Source organism: Streptomyces sp. NPDC048211, from assembly GCF_043202315.1.
Classification (GTDB): domain Bacteria; phylum Actinomycetota; class Actinomycetes; order Streptomycetales; family Streptomycetaceae; genus Streptomyces.
Genome location: NZ_JBIDAD010000005.1, coordinates 124,739 through 139,838 on the forward strand (window position 1 = coordinate 124,739; position 15,100 = coordinate 139,838).

The 15,100-nt window shown below is 72.0% G+C and carries 16 protein-coding genes; 11 read left to right on the plus strand and 5 right to left on the minus strand.

All coding sequences use genetic code 11. The features are described from left to right. Nucleotides 1–220 precede the first annotated feature (220 nt). From ACGFZA_RS20195 to ACGFZA_RS20220, 6 genes are all read left to right on the plus strand, one after another. Nucleotides 221–2,287 carry a SpoIIE family protein phosphatase gene (locus ACGFZA_RS20195; RefSeq protein ID WP_385285519.1) on the plus strand — a complete coding sequence of 689 codons (2,067 nt, stop codon included), beginning with the start codon at nucleotides 221–223 and terminating at the stop codon, nucleotides 2,285–2,287. A 143-nt stretch (nucleotides 2,288–2,430) separates the two neighbouring features. After that, complete coding sequence (locus ACGFZA_RS20200; RefSeq protein ID WP_385285520.1) at nucleotides 2,431–3,825, plus strand: wax ester/triacylglycerol synthase family O-acyltransferase; 1,395 nt, start codon at nucleotides 2,431–2,433, stop codon at nucleotides 3,823–3,825. A 120-nt stretch (nucleotides 3,826–3,945) separates the two neighbouring features. After that, the gene (locus tag ACGFZA_RS20205; RefSeq protein WP_393681338.1) at nucleotides 3,946–4,929 is read left to right on the plus strand and encodes an aldo/keto reductase; all 984 of its coding nucleotides are present in this window, start codon (nucleotides 3,946–3,948) and stop codon (nucleotides 4,927–4,929) included. Between the two features lies 1 nt (nucleotide 4,930). Continuing rightward, nucleotides 4,931–5,242: an L-rhamnose mutarotase gene (locus ACGFZA_RS20210; protein WP_385285522.1), complete on the plus strand. Its 312-nt coding sequence runs from the start codon at nucleotides 4,931–4,933 to the stop codon at nucleotides 5,240–5,242. Nucleotide 5,243: 1 nt separating this feature from the next. Then, a complete protein-coding gene (locus ACGFZA_RS20215) occupies nucleotides 5,244–6,101 on the plus strand; it encodes an amidohydrolase family protein (protein WP_393680729.1) in 858 nt (285 codons plus the stop codon). A gap of 34 nt (nucleotides 6,102–6,135) precedes the next feature. Beyond that, nucleotides 6,136–6,996: an Fpg/Nei family DNA glycosylase gene (locus tag ACGFZA_RS20220; protein ID WP_393680731.1), complete on the plus strand. Its 861-nt coding sequence runs from the start codon at nucleotides 6,136–6,138 to the stop codon at nucleotides 6,994–6,996. A 6-nt stretch (nucleotides 6,997–7,002) separates the two neighbouring features. Here ACGFZA_RS20220 and ACGFZA_RS20225 read toward each other — a convergent pair whose 3' ends face one another. Then, the gene (locus tag ACGFZA_RS20225) at nucleotides 7,003–7,644 is read right to left on the minus strand and encodes a zf-HC2 domain-containing protein (RefSeq protein WP_393680733.1); all 642 of its coding nucleotides are present in this window, start codon (nucleotides 7,642–7,644) and stop codon (nucleotides 7,003–7,005) included. 81 nt (nucleotides 7,645–7,725) lie between these two features. Between ACGFZA_RS20225 and ACGFZA_RS20230 the strand changes: the two genes are divergently transcribed. The 4 genes from ACGFZA_RS20230 to ACGFZA_RS20245 all read left to right on the plus strand — a co-directional run bounded on the left by ACGFZA_RS20230 (nucleotide 7,726) and on the right by ACGFZA_RS20245 (nucleotide 11,570). After that, nucleotides 7,726–8,478, plus strand: a complete 753-nt coding sequence (locus tag ACGFZA_RS20230) for a LytR/AlgR family response regulator transcription factor (protein ID WP_393680735.1) — start codon at nucleotides 7,726–7,728, stop codon at nucleotides 8,476–8,478. Between the two features lie 64 nt (nucleotides 8,479–8,542). Next, on the plus strand, nucleotides 8,543–8,905 hold the full coding sequence (locus ACGFZA_RS20235; protein WP_385285530.1) for a hypothetical protein: 363 nt from the start codon (nucleotides 8,543–8,545) through the stop codon (nucleotides 8,903–8,905). Further along, nucleotides 8,902–10,383, plus strand: a complete 1,482-nt coding sequence (locus ACGFZA_RS20240) for a cation acetate symporter (protein WP_393680738.1) — start codon at nucleotides 8,902–8,904, stop codon at nucleotides 10,381–10,383. The genes ACGFZA_RS20235 and ACGFZA_RS20240 overlap by 4 nt, the downstream gene beginning before the upstream one ends. Then, entirely contained in the window at nucleotides 10,380–11,570 is a 1,191-nt protein-coding gene (locus ACGFZA_RS20245; protein ID WP_393680740.1) for a sensor histidine kinase, read from the plus strand. The genes ACGFZA_RS20240 and ACGFZA_RS20245 overlap by 4 nt, the downstream gene beginning before the upstream one ends. A 66-nt stretch (nucleotides 11,571–11,636) precedes the next feature. Here ACGFZA_RS20245 and ACGFZA_RS20250 read toward each other — a convergent pair whose 3' ends face one another. Both ACGFZA_RS20250 and ACGFZA_RS20255 read right to left on the minus strand, forming a co-directional pair. Continuing rightward, nucleotides 11,637–12,866 carry a PP2C family protein-serine/threonine phosphatase gene (locus ACGFZA_RS20250; RefSeq protein WP_393680742.1) on the minus strand — a complete coding sequence of 410 codons (1,230 nt, stop codon included), beginning with the start codon at nucleotides 12,864–12,866 and terminating at the stop codon, nucleotides 11,637–11,639. 237 nt (nucleotides 12,867–13,103) lie between these two features. Further along, nucleotides 13,104–13,613, minus strand: coding sequence for a hypothetical protein (locus tag ACGFZA_RS20255; protein ID WP_393680744.1), 510 nt, complete (start codon nucleotides 13,611–13,613; stop codon nucleotides 13,104–13,106). Between the two features lie 124 nt (nucleotides 13,614–13,737). On the opposite strand from ACGFZA_RS20255, the gene ACGFZA_RS20260 reads away from it, so the two are divergent. Next, on the plus strand, nucleotides 13,738–13,935 hold the full coding sequence (locus tag ACGFZA_RS20260) for a zf-HC2 domain-containing protein (protein ID WP_393680746.1): 198 nt from the start codon (nucleotides 13,738–13,740) through the stop codon (nucleotides 13,933–13,935). Here the strand turns inward: ACGFZA_RS20260 and ACGFZA_RS20265 are convergent. Then, nucleotides 13,869–14,438, minus strand: a complete 570-nt coding sequence (locus tag ACGFZA_RS20265; RefSeq protein WP_385285538.1) for a sigma-70 family RNA polymerase sigma factor — start codon at nucleotides 14,436–14,438, stop codon at nucleotides 13,869–13,871. The two genes, ACGFZA_RS20260 and ACGFZA_RS20265, sit on opposite strands and share 67 nt — an antisense overlap. 174 nt (nucleotides 14,439–14,612) lie before the next feature. Further along, the gene (locus tag ACGFZA_RS20270; protein WP_385285540.1) at nucleotides 14,613–15,074 is read right to left on the minus strand and encodes a universal stress protein; all 462 of its coding nucleotides are present in this window, start codon (nucleotides 15,072–15,074) and stop codon (nucleotides 14,613–14,615) included. Nucleotides 15,075–15,100 lie beyond the last annotated feature (26 nt).

Below are 15,100 nucleotides of genomic sequence, written 5' to 3' on the forward strand. Positions count from 1 at the left end.
CGCCCCGACGCACACGTTAGCCGCTGTCCCTGCCCGCTTTCGGGGCGGGTCGGCGTTCTGCGGCGATATCCGGCACCCCGCACTTTTGCCGGACGGGCTAATCCCGCGGAATCTCCGGGGAAACGACCCCGCCGAACGGCTCGGAAATGTGTTCCATCGCACGTTCACCTGGTGGACGGCTCACTCGAAGAATCGGACAAATGATGGCAGAGTTACCCACATGGATGATCGGGTAGCGGGTGCCCTGTCACTCCCGGACGACTGGCCCGCCCACCCGGACCTCAGTCTCGCCCTGAACCGTATGGGCAGCTTCGACTGGGATCTCGACAGCGGCCTCATGCACATGGAGCAAGCGGCCCTCGACGTCTTCGACCTGAGGGCCGACGAGTACGACAACAGACCGGCGACGCTCGGGAAGCGGGTGCCACCGGACGAGGGCGTGCGTCTGGACGCCATGGTGACCCAGGCACTCAAGTCCGGCCGGAAGAACTACGGAGCGTACTTCCGCATCCTGCGGCGCGACGGCACCCTGCAGTGGACGCACACCCAGGGCTTCGTGCAGCGCGACGGGAACGGGCGGCCGCGCCGCATCATCGGGATCGTCCGCGACGCCACGCAGGAGCTGGCCGATGCCACCGCCCGCCACGAGCTGGACGAGGAGCGGCGGCGGCGGACCAGCCTGGTGGAGGCCACCACGGCCGCGCTGGCCCACGCCCGGACGGTCAAGGACGTCATCGACGTGCTCAAGAACTCCCAGGGGCTGGCTCACCTGGGGGCGACCAGCCTGGTCATGGGGCTGATAGAGGCCGGGCGCATCCACCTGGTGGCCGACGGCCCCGACGGCGCCTTCGTGCCGGGCACCCGGTACACGCGGACGGACGAGCAGTACCCGATGAGCGAGGTCGTCCGCACGCTCGGCCCCCGCTTCATCGAGTCCGCCGAGGACTTCGCCGACTCGTACCCGATCCTGTGGCCCCACATCAGCCATCTCGGCATCACCTCCGCCGCCTATCTGCCGCTGATCGCCCAGGCGCGCCCCATCGGCGCACTCGGGCTGCTCTACAGCGACAAGAACGGATTCACCGGCGACGAACGCAACCTGCTGGTCGCCCTCGGCAGCTCCATCGCCCAGAGCCTCCAGCGCGCCATGCTGTACGAGCAGGAGCACGACCTCGCCGAGGGGCTCCAGCAGGCGATGCTGCCGCGCCGCATCCCCGAGGTGCCGGGTGCGCAGATCGCCGTGCGCTACCGCTCGGCGAGGCTCGGCCGGGACATCGGCGGCGACTGGTACGACGTGATCCCGCTGCCCGGCGGCAGGGTCGGCGCCGTCATCGGGGACGTGCAGGGCCACGACACGCACGCCGCCGCCGTCATGGGGCAGCTGCGCATCGTGCTGCGCGCGTACGCCGCCGAGGGGCACAGCCCCGCGACGGTCATGGCGCGGGCCTCCGTCTTCCTGCACGAACTGGACACCGACCGCTTCGCGACCTGCACCTATGCCGAGGCCGATCTGACCACCGGTGTGGTCCAGGTGGTGCGGGCGGGCCATGTCGACCCGCTGGTGCGGGATGCCGACGGGAGCTGCCGCAAGGTGCTGGTCGAGGGCGGCCTGCCGCTGGGGCTCTCCGCGGAGTTCGGGCGGCTGGAGTATCCGGTCAGCACGGTGGAACTGGACCCGGGGCAGACCATGGTCCTGTTCACCGACGGACTGGTGGAGCTGCCGGGAGCCGACCTCGACGAGGGTACGCAACTGCTCACCGCCATGATCAGGAACGGCCCCCAGGACCTTCAGCAGCTCGCCGACCGGCTCTGCGAATCGGTCGACGAACGCGGCGGCGAGGACGATGTCGCCGTGCTGCTCCTGCGCCGCAGGGCCGCTCACGCCCCGCAGCCGGGCGGCCGGCTCCAGCAGCACGTGGGGCAGAACGATCCGGAGGCGCTCAGCTCGGCCCGGCACATGATCCGTGCGGCGGTGCGTGCCTGGGGCGCGAAGGGGCGGGCCGACGAGGTGGAGCTGGCGGCGGACGAGCTGACGACCAACGCCCTGATGCACACCGACGGCGGCGCGATCGTGACCATCCGGGTGCTCACGGGGCCCGAGCGCCGCCTGCGTGTCGATGTCGAGGACCGTTCCAGCGCACTGCCGCGCCGCCGGGACGCGGGCGAGTCGGGGGTCTCGGGCCGCGGGCTGATGCTCGTCGACCAGCTGGCGGACGCCTGGGGCGTCGAGTCCCGGGGCACCGGCAAGTGCGTCTGGTGCGAATTCGTCATTCCGCCGCGCGACTGACCCGGTGAGGGGCACGGCCGTTCACGGGGATTGAACACTACTGAAAAGTAACAGAAAGTAACATGTCTGTACTTGACCGTAACCGACTGCGGGAGATTGACTGCGATCTCGTCAGCCTTCCTCTTCCATGACATGAGGACCCGTTGGGCACTGAGCTACTGGCACCTCTCGATCTGGCCTTCTGGCACCTCGAATCCGATGCGCATCCCATGCACCTCGGGGCGCTCGCCGTCTTCTCGCCCGGGGACGGCCCGGCTCCCGGGCCCGGCCATCTCCTCGAACTGCTCGGTACCCGCGCCGCCGCCATTCCCCGGCTGCGGATGCGGGTGCGCGACGTGCTGCTGCCCGTCGGGGGCGCGGCCTGGTCGGTGGACAAGGACTTCGACGTCCACCAGCACGTCAAGCGCGTGTGCCTGCCCGAGTCGGAGACCGCGGGCGCGGGGGAGGCCGGATTCATGGCCGCGGCCACCCGGCTCGCGGGCGAACTGATGGAGCAGCCGCTGCCCAGGGGACTGCCGCCCTGGCAGATGTACGTCATCGGCGATGCCCCGGACGGCTCCTTCGCCGTCCTCGTCAAACTCCACCACGCGCTCGCCGACGGAATGCGTGCGGTCGCCATCGGGGCCGGGATCTTCGACGAGATCGCCTCGGCCGCGGGCCGGGCCCGGCCGGGCCCGGCGGCCGGACGGGTCCGCCCCGTGCCGCCCCGCTCCTGGATGCCCGGACCCCGGCAGGTCGCCGGTCTCGCCCTGGGGCGGATCGAGGACCTCGGCCGTGCCTTCGGCGTGGGGGCCTCGCTCGTACGCGCCAGCCGCCTGGACCTGCGCGGTGCTCCGGCGCTCAGCGCCAGCTCCTCCGGCACCCGGCGCCTCGCCACGGCCGACCTCGACCTCGCGTCCGTGCAGCGGATCCGCCGGGCGGCGGGCGGCACGGGCAACGACGTCCTGCTCGCCGTCGTGGCGGGAGCGCTGCGCCGCTGGATGCTGGAGCGCGGCGAACCGCTGCCCGGCGCCGATCCGCGCGCCCTGGTCCCCGTCTCACGGCGCCGCCCCGGCGGCGCGGCCACCGGTAACCGGCTCTCCGCCTATCTGCTGGGCCTTCCCGTCTCCGAAGCCGATCCCTGGGAGCGGCTTCGGGCCGTCCGCGGTGCCATGGACCGCAACAAGTCCGCCGGGCCGCTGCGCGGAGCCGGTGCGGTCGCCGTGCTCGCCGACCAGCTTCCGCCGCTGGCCCACCGCTTCGGTGCGCCGCTCGCCGGGAACGCCGCCCGGATGCTCTTCGACCTGCTGGTCACCAGTGTGCCGCTGCCGCGCTCGGCCCTCTCGCTCGGCGGCTGCCCGCTGCGCGCGCTCTACCCCATGGCGCCCCTGGCCCGCGGCCAGTCCCTGGCCGTCGCGCTGACCACGTACGGCGGCACAGTGCAGATCGGGCTGGTGGCCGACGGCAAGGCGCTGCCGGATCTGGAGCGGCTGGGGCGCTGCGCCGAGGAGGAGGTGGCCGAACTTCTGACGCTGCTGCCCGCGGGTACCGCTCCATAGATCGGACAGATCAGCGAGCAATTGCCGTGACCGATGTCCTCCGGGGTGTTGACGCACCCAAGTGATCCGATGAATATTCGCTGTGTGCAGGAAGCGATCTTCGGGGAGGGCGGCGGAAGCATGCGGCGCAACAGGCTGGGACACAGTGCGGTCGAGGTCACCGATCTGTCGTTCGGCGCCGCTGCCATCGGCAATCTCTTCAGCGCGGTGGAGCCCGGCCAGGCCGCTGCCGCCGTCGACGCGGCCTGGGACGAGGGCGTCCGCTACTTCGACACCGCGCCGCACTACGGGCTCGGCCTCTCCGAACGCCGGCTCGGCGAGGCCCTGCGCCACCGGCCCCGCGACGCGTACGCGCTGTCCACGAAGGTCGGCCGGGTTCTCGACCCGCTGCCCGACGGCGGGGCCGCCGAGTCCGACGGACTGTCCGAGGGCTTCGCCGTACGCGCCACGCACCGCAGGCGCTGGGACTTCAGCGCTGCCGGTGTGCGCCGCAGCATCGAGGACAGCCTGGAACGTCTCGGCCTCGACCGCATCGACATCGCCTACCTCCACGACCCCGACGACCACACGGAAGCCGCCTTCGCAGAGGCCTACCCGGAACTGGAGAAGCTGCGGGCCGAAGGGATGATCGGAGCCATCGGCGCCGGCATGAACCAGACCGCGATGCTCACCCGATTCGTCGTCGAGACCGACGTCGACGTGGTGCTCTGCGCCGGCCGCTACACCCTCCTCGACCAGTCCGCACTGAACGATCTGCTGCCCGAGGCCGCCGCCCGAGGCCGCAGCGTCGTCGTCGGAGGCGTCTTCAACTCAGGCCTCCTCGCCGACCCGCGCCTCGGAGCGACGTACGACTACGCCGCCGCTCCACCGAACCTGCTCGACCGGGCGCTGCGCCTGAAAGCAGTCACCGAGGGGCACGGCGTCCCGCTGCGCGCCGCCGCCCTGCACTACCCCCTGTCCCACCCGGCGGTCGCCGGCGTACTCGTCGGCACGCGTTCCCCCGACGAGGTGCGCGACGCCGCGGCGCTGCTCCGCCAGGAGATCCCCGACGCCCTCTGGGACGACCTGCGGGCCGAGGGCCTGCTGACCGAGAACGGACACTGACATGCGTATCGCCCTGCACACCAAGGTCCGCGCGGACCGCATCACCGAGTACGAGGCCGCCCACCGCGAGGTCCCGGCCGAACTGACCCGCGCGATCCGGGCGGCGGGTGCCGCCTCCTGGACGATCTGGCGCAGCGGCACCGACCTCTTCCACGTCATCGAGTGCGACGACTACGCCCGGCTCCTCGCCGAACTGGAACAGCTCCCCGTCAACGTCGCCTGGCAGGCCAGGATGGGCGAACTCCTCGACGTCGCGCACGACTACTCCGCGGACGGCGCCGAAGCGGGCCTGCCGGTCGCCTGGGAGCTGTGAGATGACCGGCCGCCCCCGCATCGTCGACGCCCACCACCATGTGTGGGACCTCTCGGTACGCGACCAGGACTGGATCACCGGCGAGGAACTGGCGCCACTGCGACGCGACTTCACCCTCACCGACCTGGAGCCGGAGGCCCGCGCCAACGGAGTGTGCGCGACCGTGCTCGTGCAGACCGTCACCGTGCCGGAGGAGACCCCCGAGTTCCTCGCGCTCGCGCACGGCAGCGAGCTGGTGGCCGGCGTCGTGGGCTGGGCCGATCTCACCGCCCCGGAGATCGCCGACACCCTGGCCGCCCTGCGCGAGCTCCCCGGCGGCGACCGGCTCGTCTCGCTCCGCCACCAGGTGCAGGGAGAACCCGACCCCCGGTGGCTGCTGCGCCCGGACGTCCAGCGCGGACTGGCCGCCGTGGCCGACGCCGGACTCGCCTACGACCTGGTGGTCCAGCCCCACCAGCTGCCCGCCGCCGTCCGGGCCGCCGAACTGCTGCCCGGCCTCACCTTCGTACTCGACCACGCGGGCAAGCCGCAGATCGCCGCCGGGCAGCAGTACCCCTGGGCCGACGACCTCAGGGCGCTCGCCGCCCTTCCCAACACGGTGTGCAAACTCTCCGGCCTGGTCACCGAGGCGGACCCGCACGACTGGACCGTCAAGGACCTGCGCCCGTACGCCGGCACGGTCATCGACGCCTTCGGCCCCGGCCGGCTGATGTTCGGCTCGGACTGGCCGGTGTGCCGGCTCGCGGCGACGTACACCGAGGTCGTCGACACCGCACTCGCCCTCCTGGACACGCTCACCGAGGACGAGCGCAACGCCGTCCTCGCCACCACCGCCGAGCGCGTGTACGGCCTCCGGTAGGCGCCGGGGCGCGCGCTGCGGCAGGCTGGGAACCATGCCCGAACTGCCGGAAGTCGAAGCCCTGCGGGTCTTCCTCGACGACCACCTGGTCGGCAGGGAGATCGACCACGTCCTGCCGCTCGCCATCAGCGTCCTCAAGACGTACGACCCGCCGCTCACCGCCCTGCACGGCGGTACGGTCACCGGCGTCCGGCGGCACGGCAAGTTCCTCGACATCGCCCTCGGACCGCTGCACCTGGTCACCCACCTGGCCCGGGCCGGCTGGCTCCACTGGAAGGACTCCTTCCCCGCCACGCCGCCCCGACCCGGCAAGGGTCCCCTCGCGCTGCGTACCGTCCTCACCGGCGGTGACGGCTTCGACCTGACCGAGGCCGGGACCACCAAACGCCTCGCCGTGTACCTGGTGAACGATCCGGCGGAGATTCCCGGAGTGGCGCGCCTGGGCCCCGACCCGCTCGACCCGTCCTTCGACCGGGACGCGTTCGCCGCGCTCCTCGAAGGCGAACGCCGCCAGATCAAGGGGGCCCTGCGCGACCAGTCGCTCATCGCCGGCATCGGCAACGCCTACAGCGACGAGATCCTGCACGTCGCGAAGATGTCGCCGTTCAAACTCACCGCGCACCTCACCGATGACGAGGTCACCCGCCTCCACGCCGCCCTGCGCACCACACTGGACGACGCCGTCACCCGCTCCAGCGGACTGGCGGCGGGACGTCTCAAGGCCGAGAAGAAGAGCGGCATGCGCGTCCACGGGCGTACCGGTCAGGCCTGCCCCGTCTGCGGGGACACCATCCGTGAGGTGTCCTTCAGCGACTCCTCGCTCCAGTACTGCCCGACCTGTCAGACCGGCGGCAAGCCACTGGCCGACCGGCGGCTCTCCAAGCTGCTCAAGTAGCGCGCCTCAACGGGTGAGCCGCAGCAGCGGCCGGCCCTGCGCCGTACGCACCTCGAACCGGGCGATGGCCCCGGGCCGCAGGGCCGCGCCGCCGCGCACCCGCAACGGCGCCGCGCCGACGCCGCCCCACGACCAGGTGGCGACGGTCTCCTCGTCCCCGTCCCGCCCCACCGCGACCAGGGAGCACACACCGGGATCCGGCGCCCCCGCCACCTCCAGGCCGACATCGGTGCCCCACTCCCGCGCCCCCGTCGTCACCACGGCAGTCATCCCGGAGCCCCGGTCCGCTCCCGTCCACCGCCCGCCTCCCCGCTCCCCGCCGGGCACCGCGAACGGCGTCCCGGCCGCCAGCACCACCACCGCGGCCGCCACGGCCAGCCGCCGTCGCCGGGTCCTGCGCCGTCCGGCCGCCAGTGCCTCGGCGGCCCGGAGCACCAGCCGGGGGTCGGCCCGCACCACGGGATCGACGCCCGGCGGCGTCAGCCGCGCGTACCGTTCCAGAACGGCCGTCACCCCGCCGAGCTCGACCACCCCGCCCGCGCAACGGGAACAGCCCTCCAGATGCTCCTCGAAACGGAAGGCGTCGGCGGCGCCGAGCACGCCCAGGACGTAGGCGCCGACGTCGCGACGGTGAGGCGGGGTGCACATACCGTCCCGTACGGAAACAGCCCGTGAATCACTCAGCCCGGCACCCTCATCGCGTCGCGCACCAGGTCGTACACTCCGGCCATGCTCCGCGTACTCGCCGTCGACGACGAAGAACCCGCACTGGAGGAACTCCTGTACCTCCTGCGGGCCGATCCCCGGATCCGCAGCGCCGAGGGAGCCACCGGAGCCACCGAGGCGCTGCGGCGCATCGGCAGCGCCGTCGAGGCCGGCCCCGACGACCCCGCCGCCATCGACGTCGTCTTCCTCGACATCCATATGGCGGGCCTCACCGGACTCGACGTCGCCCAACTGCTGGCCGGGTTCGCCGCGCCGCCGCTCATCGTCTTCGTCACCGCACACGAGGGCTTCGCCGTGCACGCCTTCGACCTCAAGGCCGTCGACTACGTCCTCAAGCCCGTACGGCGCGAACGTCTCGCCGAAGCCGTGCGCCGCGTCGCCGAGCAGGTCGGCGGGCGCTCCGCACCCGCCCACGACACCGCACCCGACCAGATACCCGTCGAACTGGGCGGCGTCATCCGCTTCATCCCGATCGACGACATCGCCTACGCCGAGGCCCAGGGCGACTACGCCCGCCTGCACACCGCCACCGGCAGCCACCTCGTCCGCGTCCCCCTGACCACCCTGGAGGAGCGCTGGCGCACCCGCGGGTTCGTCCGCATCCACCGCCGCCACCTCGTGGCGCTCGGCCGGATCGACGAACTGCGGCTCGACGCGGGCAGCATGAGCGTGCGCATCGGCGCCGCGGAACTCGCCGTCAGCCGCCGCCACACCCGCGCGCTGCGCGATCTGCTGATGCGCCGGACCGGCCGCTGACCAGCGCCTACCCCTGTCCGAAACCCTTCCCAGCGGGGCAGGGTGCTGCGTACACTCCGGCCCCATGTCCGCAGAGCCAACGCCCCGGCGTGAAGTGGTGACGGGGGAGCCCCGCCGGGTGCGTCCGCTGCCGCGCTACCGCACCCAGTCGGAGATCGACGAGCAGACCGCACTGGGCGGTGCCTACGTCCGCTCGCTGATGCGGAGCCAACTGCGCGCGGGACTCACCGCCTTCGCCGTCCTCGCCGTCGTGGTCGGCACCCTTCCGCTGGTCTTCGAGGCCCTGCGCAGCTCCGCCGTCGTGTGGGCCGTCCTCGGCTTCGCCGCCTATCCGCCGCTGACCCTGCTCGCCTGGTGGTACGTGCGCCGGGCCGAGCGCAACGAGCGCGACTTCGCCCGGCTCGTGGAAGGCCGCCCCGCACAGTGAGCCGCACGTACGCGGTGGCGGCCGTCGCCGCCGTCGTCCTCGCCACCGTCCTCGTCGGCGGATTCGGACTGCGCATCTCCCGGACCACCTCCGACTTCTACGTCGCCTCGCGCACCGTGCGGCCCCGCCTCAACGCGGCCGCGATCAGCGGCGAATACCTCTCCGCCGCGTCCTTCCTCGGCATCGCCGGCCTGGTGCTCGTGCACGGACCCGACATGCTCTGGTACCCGGTCGGCTACACCGCCGGCTATCTGGTGCTGCTGGTCTTCGTCGCGGCCCCGCTGCGGCGCTCGGGGGCGTACACCCTGCCCGACTTCGCCGAGGGCCGGCTCGAATCCCGGCAGGTGCGCAGACTCGTCAGCGTGCTCGTCGTCGGCGCCGGCTGGCTCTACCTCGTCCCCCAGCTCCAGGGCGCCGGACTCACCCTCAAGATCCTGACCGGGGCGCCCGGCTGGCTCGGCGACGTCCTCGTCGCCTCCGTCGTCGTCCTCGCCGTCGCCGCGGGCGGGATGCGCTCCATCACCTTCGTCCAGGTCTTCCAGTACTGGCTCAAGCTGACCGCTCTCCTGGTCCCCGCGATCTTCCTGGTGCTCGCCTGGCAGGGCGACGGACGGCCCCGCGTCACCTTCGACGAACAGCTCTCCGTCTTCCGCGCCGACCATCCGCTCTACGCCACCTACGGCCTCATCGTCGCCACCTTCCTCGGCACCATGGGCCTGCCGCACGTCGTCGTCCGCTTCTACACCAGCCCCAACGGCCGCGACGCCCGCCGCACCACCGTCGCCGTCCTCGCCCTGATCGGCGTCTTCTACCTCCTGCCGCCCGTCTACGGAGCCCTCGGCAGGCTGTACGCACCCGAGCTCATCCGGGGCGGTGACGCGGACGCCGCCGTGCTGCTGCTCCCCGGCCGGGTCATCGGCGGGCTCGGCGGCGATCTGCTGGGCGCGCTCATCGCGGGCGGCGCCTTCGCCGCGTTCCTGTCGACCGCCTCCGGACTGACCATGGCCGTCGCCGGCGTCATCACCCAGGACGTCCTGCCCTCGGGCGGCGTCCGGCACTTCCGGCTGGCCACCGTCCTGGCCATCTCCGTCCCGCTGGCCGGTTCACTGATCGTCAGCCGGGTACCGGTCGCCGACTCGGTCGGGATGGCGTTCGCCGTGTCGGCGTCCTCCTTCTGCCCCCTGCTGGTCCTCGGCATCTGGTGGCGCCGGCTCACCCCGCCCGGAGCCGTGGCGGGACTCGTGCTGGGCGGCGGTTCCGCGCTGCTCTCCGTCGCCATCACCGTCAGCGGGGCGGTGCGGCCCCCCGGCTGGCCGCACGCCCTGCTCGCCTGGCCGGCCGTCTGGTCGGTGCCCGTCGGATTCCTCGCCATGATCCTGGTCTCGCTCGCCACACCGGGACGGATACCCGCCGGCACCAACGCCGCCATGACCCGCTTCCACCTGCCCGAGGCACTGACCACCGGGAGGCACCGGTGACCGGGGCCGGATACGCCGTCATCGTGCTCCTCGCCCTGTTGCTGTTCGGCGGCGGCCTGCTGACCGGCCGGCGGACCGCACGCCCCGTCCGCACCAGCGACGTCGGCACACCCGTCGAACACGCCACGTTCGAGACCCTCCACACCGCCTCGCTCGCCGCGCCGCCCCTGCGCGCCGGACTGACCGAGGAGAGCGCCCGCAGGTCGGCCCGCCGGCTCCGCTCGCTGCTCGGCACCGACGCCCTGTGCCTCACCGACCGCGACCGGGTGCTGGTCTGGGACGGCGAGGGCGCCCACCACGGCCGTCACATCATGGAACAGGTGGTGGACGTCCTCACCAGCGGCCGTGACACCGCCTTCCGCAGCGAGTGCGACGACCTGGACTGCCCGCTGCGCTGGGCCGTCGCCGTGCCGCTCACCGTCGACCACCGGGTCCTCGGCACCCTGATCGCCTACGCCCCGCGCGAATCCGCCGTCCTCGCGAGGGCGGCGGGCGAGGTCGCCCGCTGGGTCTGCGTACAACTGGAGCTGGCCGAGCTCGACCGCTCGCGCACCCAGCTCATCGAGGCCGAGATCAGGGCGCTGCGCGCGCAGATCTCCCCGCACTTCATCTTCAACTCGCTCGCCGCCATCGCCTCGTTCGTCCGCACCGACCCCGAGCAGGCCCGCGAGCTCCTCCTGGAGTTCGCCGACTTCACCCGCTACTCGTTCCGCAGCCACGGCGACTTCACCACCCTCGCCGACGAACTGCACTCCATCGACCAGTACCTGGCCCTCGTCCGGGCCCGGTTCGGCGAACGGCTCTCGGTCACCCTTCAGGTCGCTCCCGAGGTACTGCCCGTCGCCCTGCCCTTCCTCTGCCTCCAGCCCCTGGTCGAGAACGCCGTCAAGCATGGACTCGAAGGGGCCGTCACCTCCAGCCGCATCACGATCAGCGCACTCGACGCCGGCTCCGAGGCCGAGGTCGTCATCGAGGACGACGGCACCGGCATGGACCCGGAACGGCTGCGCCACATCCTGCGCGGCGAGGGCGGCAAGTCCACCGGCATCGGCCTGCTCAACGTCGACGAACGGCTGCGCCAGGTGTACGGGGACGAGTACGGGCTCGTCATCGAGACGGGCATCGGGGCCGGCATGCGCATCACCGTGCGGCTGCCGAAGTACCGTGCCGGGGTGCACGGTTCCTGAAGGGGCGGCGGGCAGGCCGCCGGGCTTCCGTCCGCACCTGCGTGATCGGCCACGGTCTCCGCGTCGTCACAGGCGGATGATGACCAGCGCGGTGTCGTCGGTGACACCCGCGGGAGGCAACAGGTCGGCCAGGAGTGCGTCGGCCAGTGCCTCAGGGGCTGCCTGGCCATGGCGGACAAGAGCGTCGGAGAGACGGGCCAGGCCGACGTCGATGTCCTCGTCGCGGCGCTCGATCAGGCCGTCGGTGTACAGCACCAGGGTGCCGCCCTCGGAGAAGGGCGTGGTCGCCTCGGGGCGCGGGGCGTGCTCGGGCCGGGCGCCCAGCGGCGGATCAGTCGCCTGATCGAGAAAGTTCACGGTGCCGTCGGGGTGGAGCAGGGCCGGAGGAGGGTGGCCCGCGCTGCTGTACACGACGGTGTGGGTGGTCCAGTCGATGAAGGCCTTCACCACGGTCGTCGACTCGGCACCTTCGACGCGACGGGCATAGAGCCCGAGAGCCTCCAACGCGCGGGCCGGACCGTCGGCGACACGTGCCGCGGCACTCAAGGCGCTCCGCAGCTGCCCCATGACGCACGCCGCTTTCAGGCCGTGGCCCACGACATCGCCGACCGCTACGGCGATGCGGTCGCCGGGCAGGTCCACGAGGTCGTACCAGTCACCGCATACGTTCAGGTTGTTGACGGCGGGCTGGTAGCGCACGGCTGCCCGGTGGTGCCCCACCGGCGTGGGCGCGGGAAGCAATGCGTCCTGCAGGGCCAGGGCGACCTCGCGATCGCGTGCGTGCGCCCGGCGCAGTCGTTCGTTGATCTCCTGGAGTTCGCGGGAGCGGGTGTAGAGCTCGGCCTCCAGCGCGTGGGCCCGGCTGCTGCCGCTGGGACCTCCGCGGGCGCGGATGAGTTCGGTGACTTCCTCCACCCGGTGCACGATCAGGAGCACGTTCCCGTCCGCGTCGAGCACAGGTGCGTTGACAGGACTCCAGAAGTGCTCCACCCAGTGCCCGGGTCGCTCGCGGTCCTCGATGTCGTAGCGCAGCAGTGCCATGGTGTCGCGTGCGCCGGTGGCCACGACGCGCAGCATCGACTCCCGGGTCTCCCGCATGCCGGCTGCGGCCGGGTCGTTGGGGTTCTCGGGGAACACATCGAAGATGTACCGGCCCAGTAACTGCTCGCGGGTACGTCCGGCCAGACGGAGGAAGTCCTCGTTGGCGTCGGCATAGACCAGATCAGGGGTGAGCAGGGCGACCATGCCGGGAAGGGCGTGGAAGACCGCGAGGTAGTTGATCTGCGGATTCCTCAAGTGTCCTCGACTCGGTCTCGACCTCGCTGTGAAGCTTCACCATAGGAGTACGCCCGGGCGCGCTACGCCCGGGCGCGCTACGCCCGTGCGGGCGCGGTTCATCACCTGGATGGTCCCGAGGCGTAGGGAGCGGTCCTACGGAAACAGGGCAGGCTCAGCACCGCCCTGAACCGTGATGATCCACCCGCCGAGGCACCCTGCCCCGGCCCGCCGGGCCACAGTCTTCTGTCACACGCTTCAGTACAGATGGATCGACAGGTGTCCGAGCGGCAGCCCCAGCTGCCAGGCGGGTGTCCACACCTGGGCCCCCGATCCCTCCTCGGGCTCCGGAGCGCTGTCGACCGGCTCCCACGGCGGTGGGCGGATCGCGTCCAGGTCGGCCGCCAGAAGTTCGGTGCTCTCCAGCCACCGCCAGGCCGCGCGGGCCAGTGCGAGGTCCGGGTCGGCGTCACCGGCCGCCGCCATAGCGTCGAGCCGCTCACACACCCAACGGCGCCACGGCGTTCCGTACGCCGTCAGCAGCCGCAGTTCGTCCACCCGGGTGGCCGGGAGGGAGTCGGCCACCTCGCCGCCGGAGAGGAAGACGGTGAGGGCGAGCGCATCACGGCCCGCCCGGTACTCCAGGGTCGCCGGCTCCATCAGATCGCCGGTCCGCAGCAGTTCGTCGGCGATGTACTCCGCGTACATCCAGGCCATCGGAATCAGCAGCCCGCCGCCGCTGGATCCGTCTTGACGTTCCGGACGCATCCGGTCTCGCCCCATTCCGTTCTCGGTACGGCCCTACATGCAGCATTGAACCGGGGGAGCGCGCCCCGCGTGGCCAGAAGGACAGGATCCGTCGGACCCGGTCCGTCACAGACATGAGGTTGCGATGACCGCAGACCCAGGGGAGGGACCGCACATGCGGCAGTTGCTCGGCGCCTACGTCCTGGACGCGCTCGCGGCCGCGGAGGCGCGCGCCGTGGCCCGCCATCTCCAGAGCTGCGACCGCTGCGCCGCCGACTACGTGGCGGTCGCGGAGGCGGCGGCCCTGCTGCCGCTGCTCAGTGAGGAGGACCTGCTGGAGTAACCGGGGAGGTTACGGGAGAGCAGGCGCAGCGCGTAGTAGGAGCGGGACTTGACCGTGCCTGCGGGTATACCGAGCACCTCGGCGGTCTCGCCCACGCTCAGCCCCCGGAAGTAGATCTGCACGAGCACGGCCCGGTGCTCGGCGCTGAGGGTACGCACCGCTTCCCGCACATCGAGCGCGGCGACCGCGGACTCCGCGGTGTCCTCCCGGCCGGGGGCGGCCTCCAGTACCGCGTCGCTGACCTCGGCCGGCCGGGCCAGCCGTGACCTGCGGGCGTCGATGGCCAGCCGGCGTCCCACCGTGAACAGCCAGGGCCGCATCGACTCGTACGGGCCGTCGAAGGCCTCCGGGTGCTGCCAGGCCCGCACCAGCGTCTCCTGAAGGAGATCCTCGGCCCGCTGCCGGTCACCGAAGGTCAGGCCGAGCAGGAAATGGAACAGAGCGGGTCCGTGCTCACGCTGAAGATCCGCGAGTGCCCGCTCATCGGTCGTCGTCGTGGTCATGGTGAACGCCCTTCCCCGCGGTTCCTGCCGCCTCGCTGCCGACTGGCGTATACGAACCCATTCACGCCCCGGGGAACAGGACAAAAGCGGCCCTGTGCGACGAGCGGTCGCACAGAGCGGCGAATGGTGCGGTGAACGGTCGGGCGGAGGGGGAGCGGGCCGGGGGAGAGGGCGCTACGGGACCACGGTGACGGGCCAGCGGCCGGCCTTCACCAGGCGCACGGCCACCGAGCCGATGAACCGGTGGCCCGCGGACTCGGACGCGCCCACCACGACGGCGTCCGCCTTGAGTTCGTCCGCCGCCGTCACCAGCCCGTTGTACGGATCACCCCGGAAGGTGTGGAACTCCCAGCGCACATCCCATATGTCCTTCATCCGCTCCGTCGACGCCCGGATCTCGTTCACCAGGCCCTCGGCGACGTCGCCGGTCGCGTCGCCGACCGGCGCACCGAGGGCGGCTCCCGCCGTCAGCACGGGCTGGACGTAGACGAGGGCGAGCATGGCCCGCTGCCTGCGCGCGAGACCCGCGGCATACGCCGCGGCGCGCATCGAGGAATCGGAACCGTCGAGGCCGGCGACGATCACTTTCGGGCCGTCTGTGCCACGTTCGAACTGGTGGGGCTGCTGGTCTGTCACGGCAGTGAGGCTATCGGCTCCCCGTG

Bases quoted from the DNA above. Each gene is read 5' to 3' on its own strand.
- ACGFZA_RS20195 (WP_385285519.1), top strand. From the start codon at position 221: ATGGATGATCGGGTAGCGGGTGCCCTGTCACTCCCGGACGACTGGCCC.
- ACGFZA_RS20205 (WP_393681338.1), top strand. From the start codon at position 3,946: ATGCGGCGCAACAGGCTGGGACACAGTGCGGTCGAGGTCACCGATCTG.
- ACGFZA_RS20210 (WP_385285522.1), top strand. From the start codon at position 4,931: ATGCGTATCGCCCTGCACACCAAGGTCCGCGCGGACCGCATCACCGAG.
- ACGFZA_RS20215 (WP_393680729.1), top strand. From the start codon at position 5,244: ATGACCGGCCGCCCCCGCATCGTCGACGCCCACCACCATGTGTGGGAC.
- ACGFZA_RS20220 (WP_393680731.1), top strand. From the start codon at position 6,136: ATGCCCGAACTGCCGGAAGTCGAAGCCCTGCGGGTCTTCCTCGACGAC.
- ACGFZA_RS20225 (WP_393680733.1), bottom strand. From the start codon at position 7,644: ATGTGCACCCCGCCTCACCGTCGCGACGTCGGCGCCTACGTCCTGGGC.
- ACGFZA_RS20230 (WP_393680735.1), top strand. From the start codon at position 7,726: ATGCTCCGCGTACTCGCCGTCGACGACGAAGAACCCGCACTGGAGGAA.
- ACGFZA_RS20235 (WP_385285530.1), top strand. From the start codon at position 8,543: ATGTCCGCAGAGCCAACGCCCCGGCGTGAAGTGGTGACGGGGGAGCCC.
- ACGFZA_RS20255 (WP_393680744.1), bottom strand. From the start codon at position 13,613: ATGCGTCCGGAACGTCAAGACGGATCCAGCGGCGGCGGGCTGCTGATT.
- ACGFZA_RS20260 (WP_393680746.1), top strand. From the start codon at position 13,738: ATGACCGCAGACCCAGGGGAGGGACCGCACATGCGGCAGTTGCTCGGC.
- ACGFZA_RS20265 (WP_385285538.1), bottom strand. From the start codon at position 14,438: ATGACCACGACGACGACCGATGAGCGGGCACTCGCGGATCTTCAGCGT.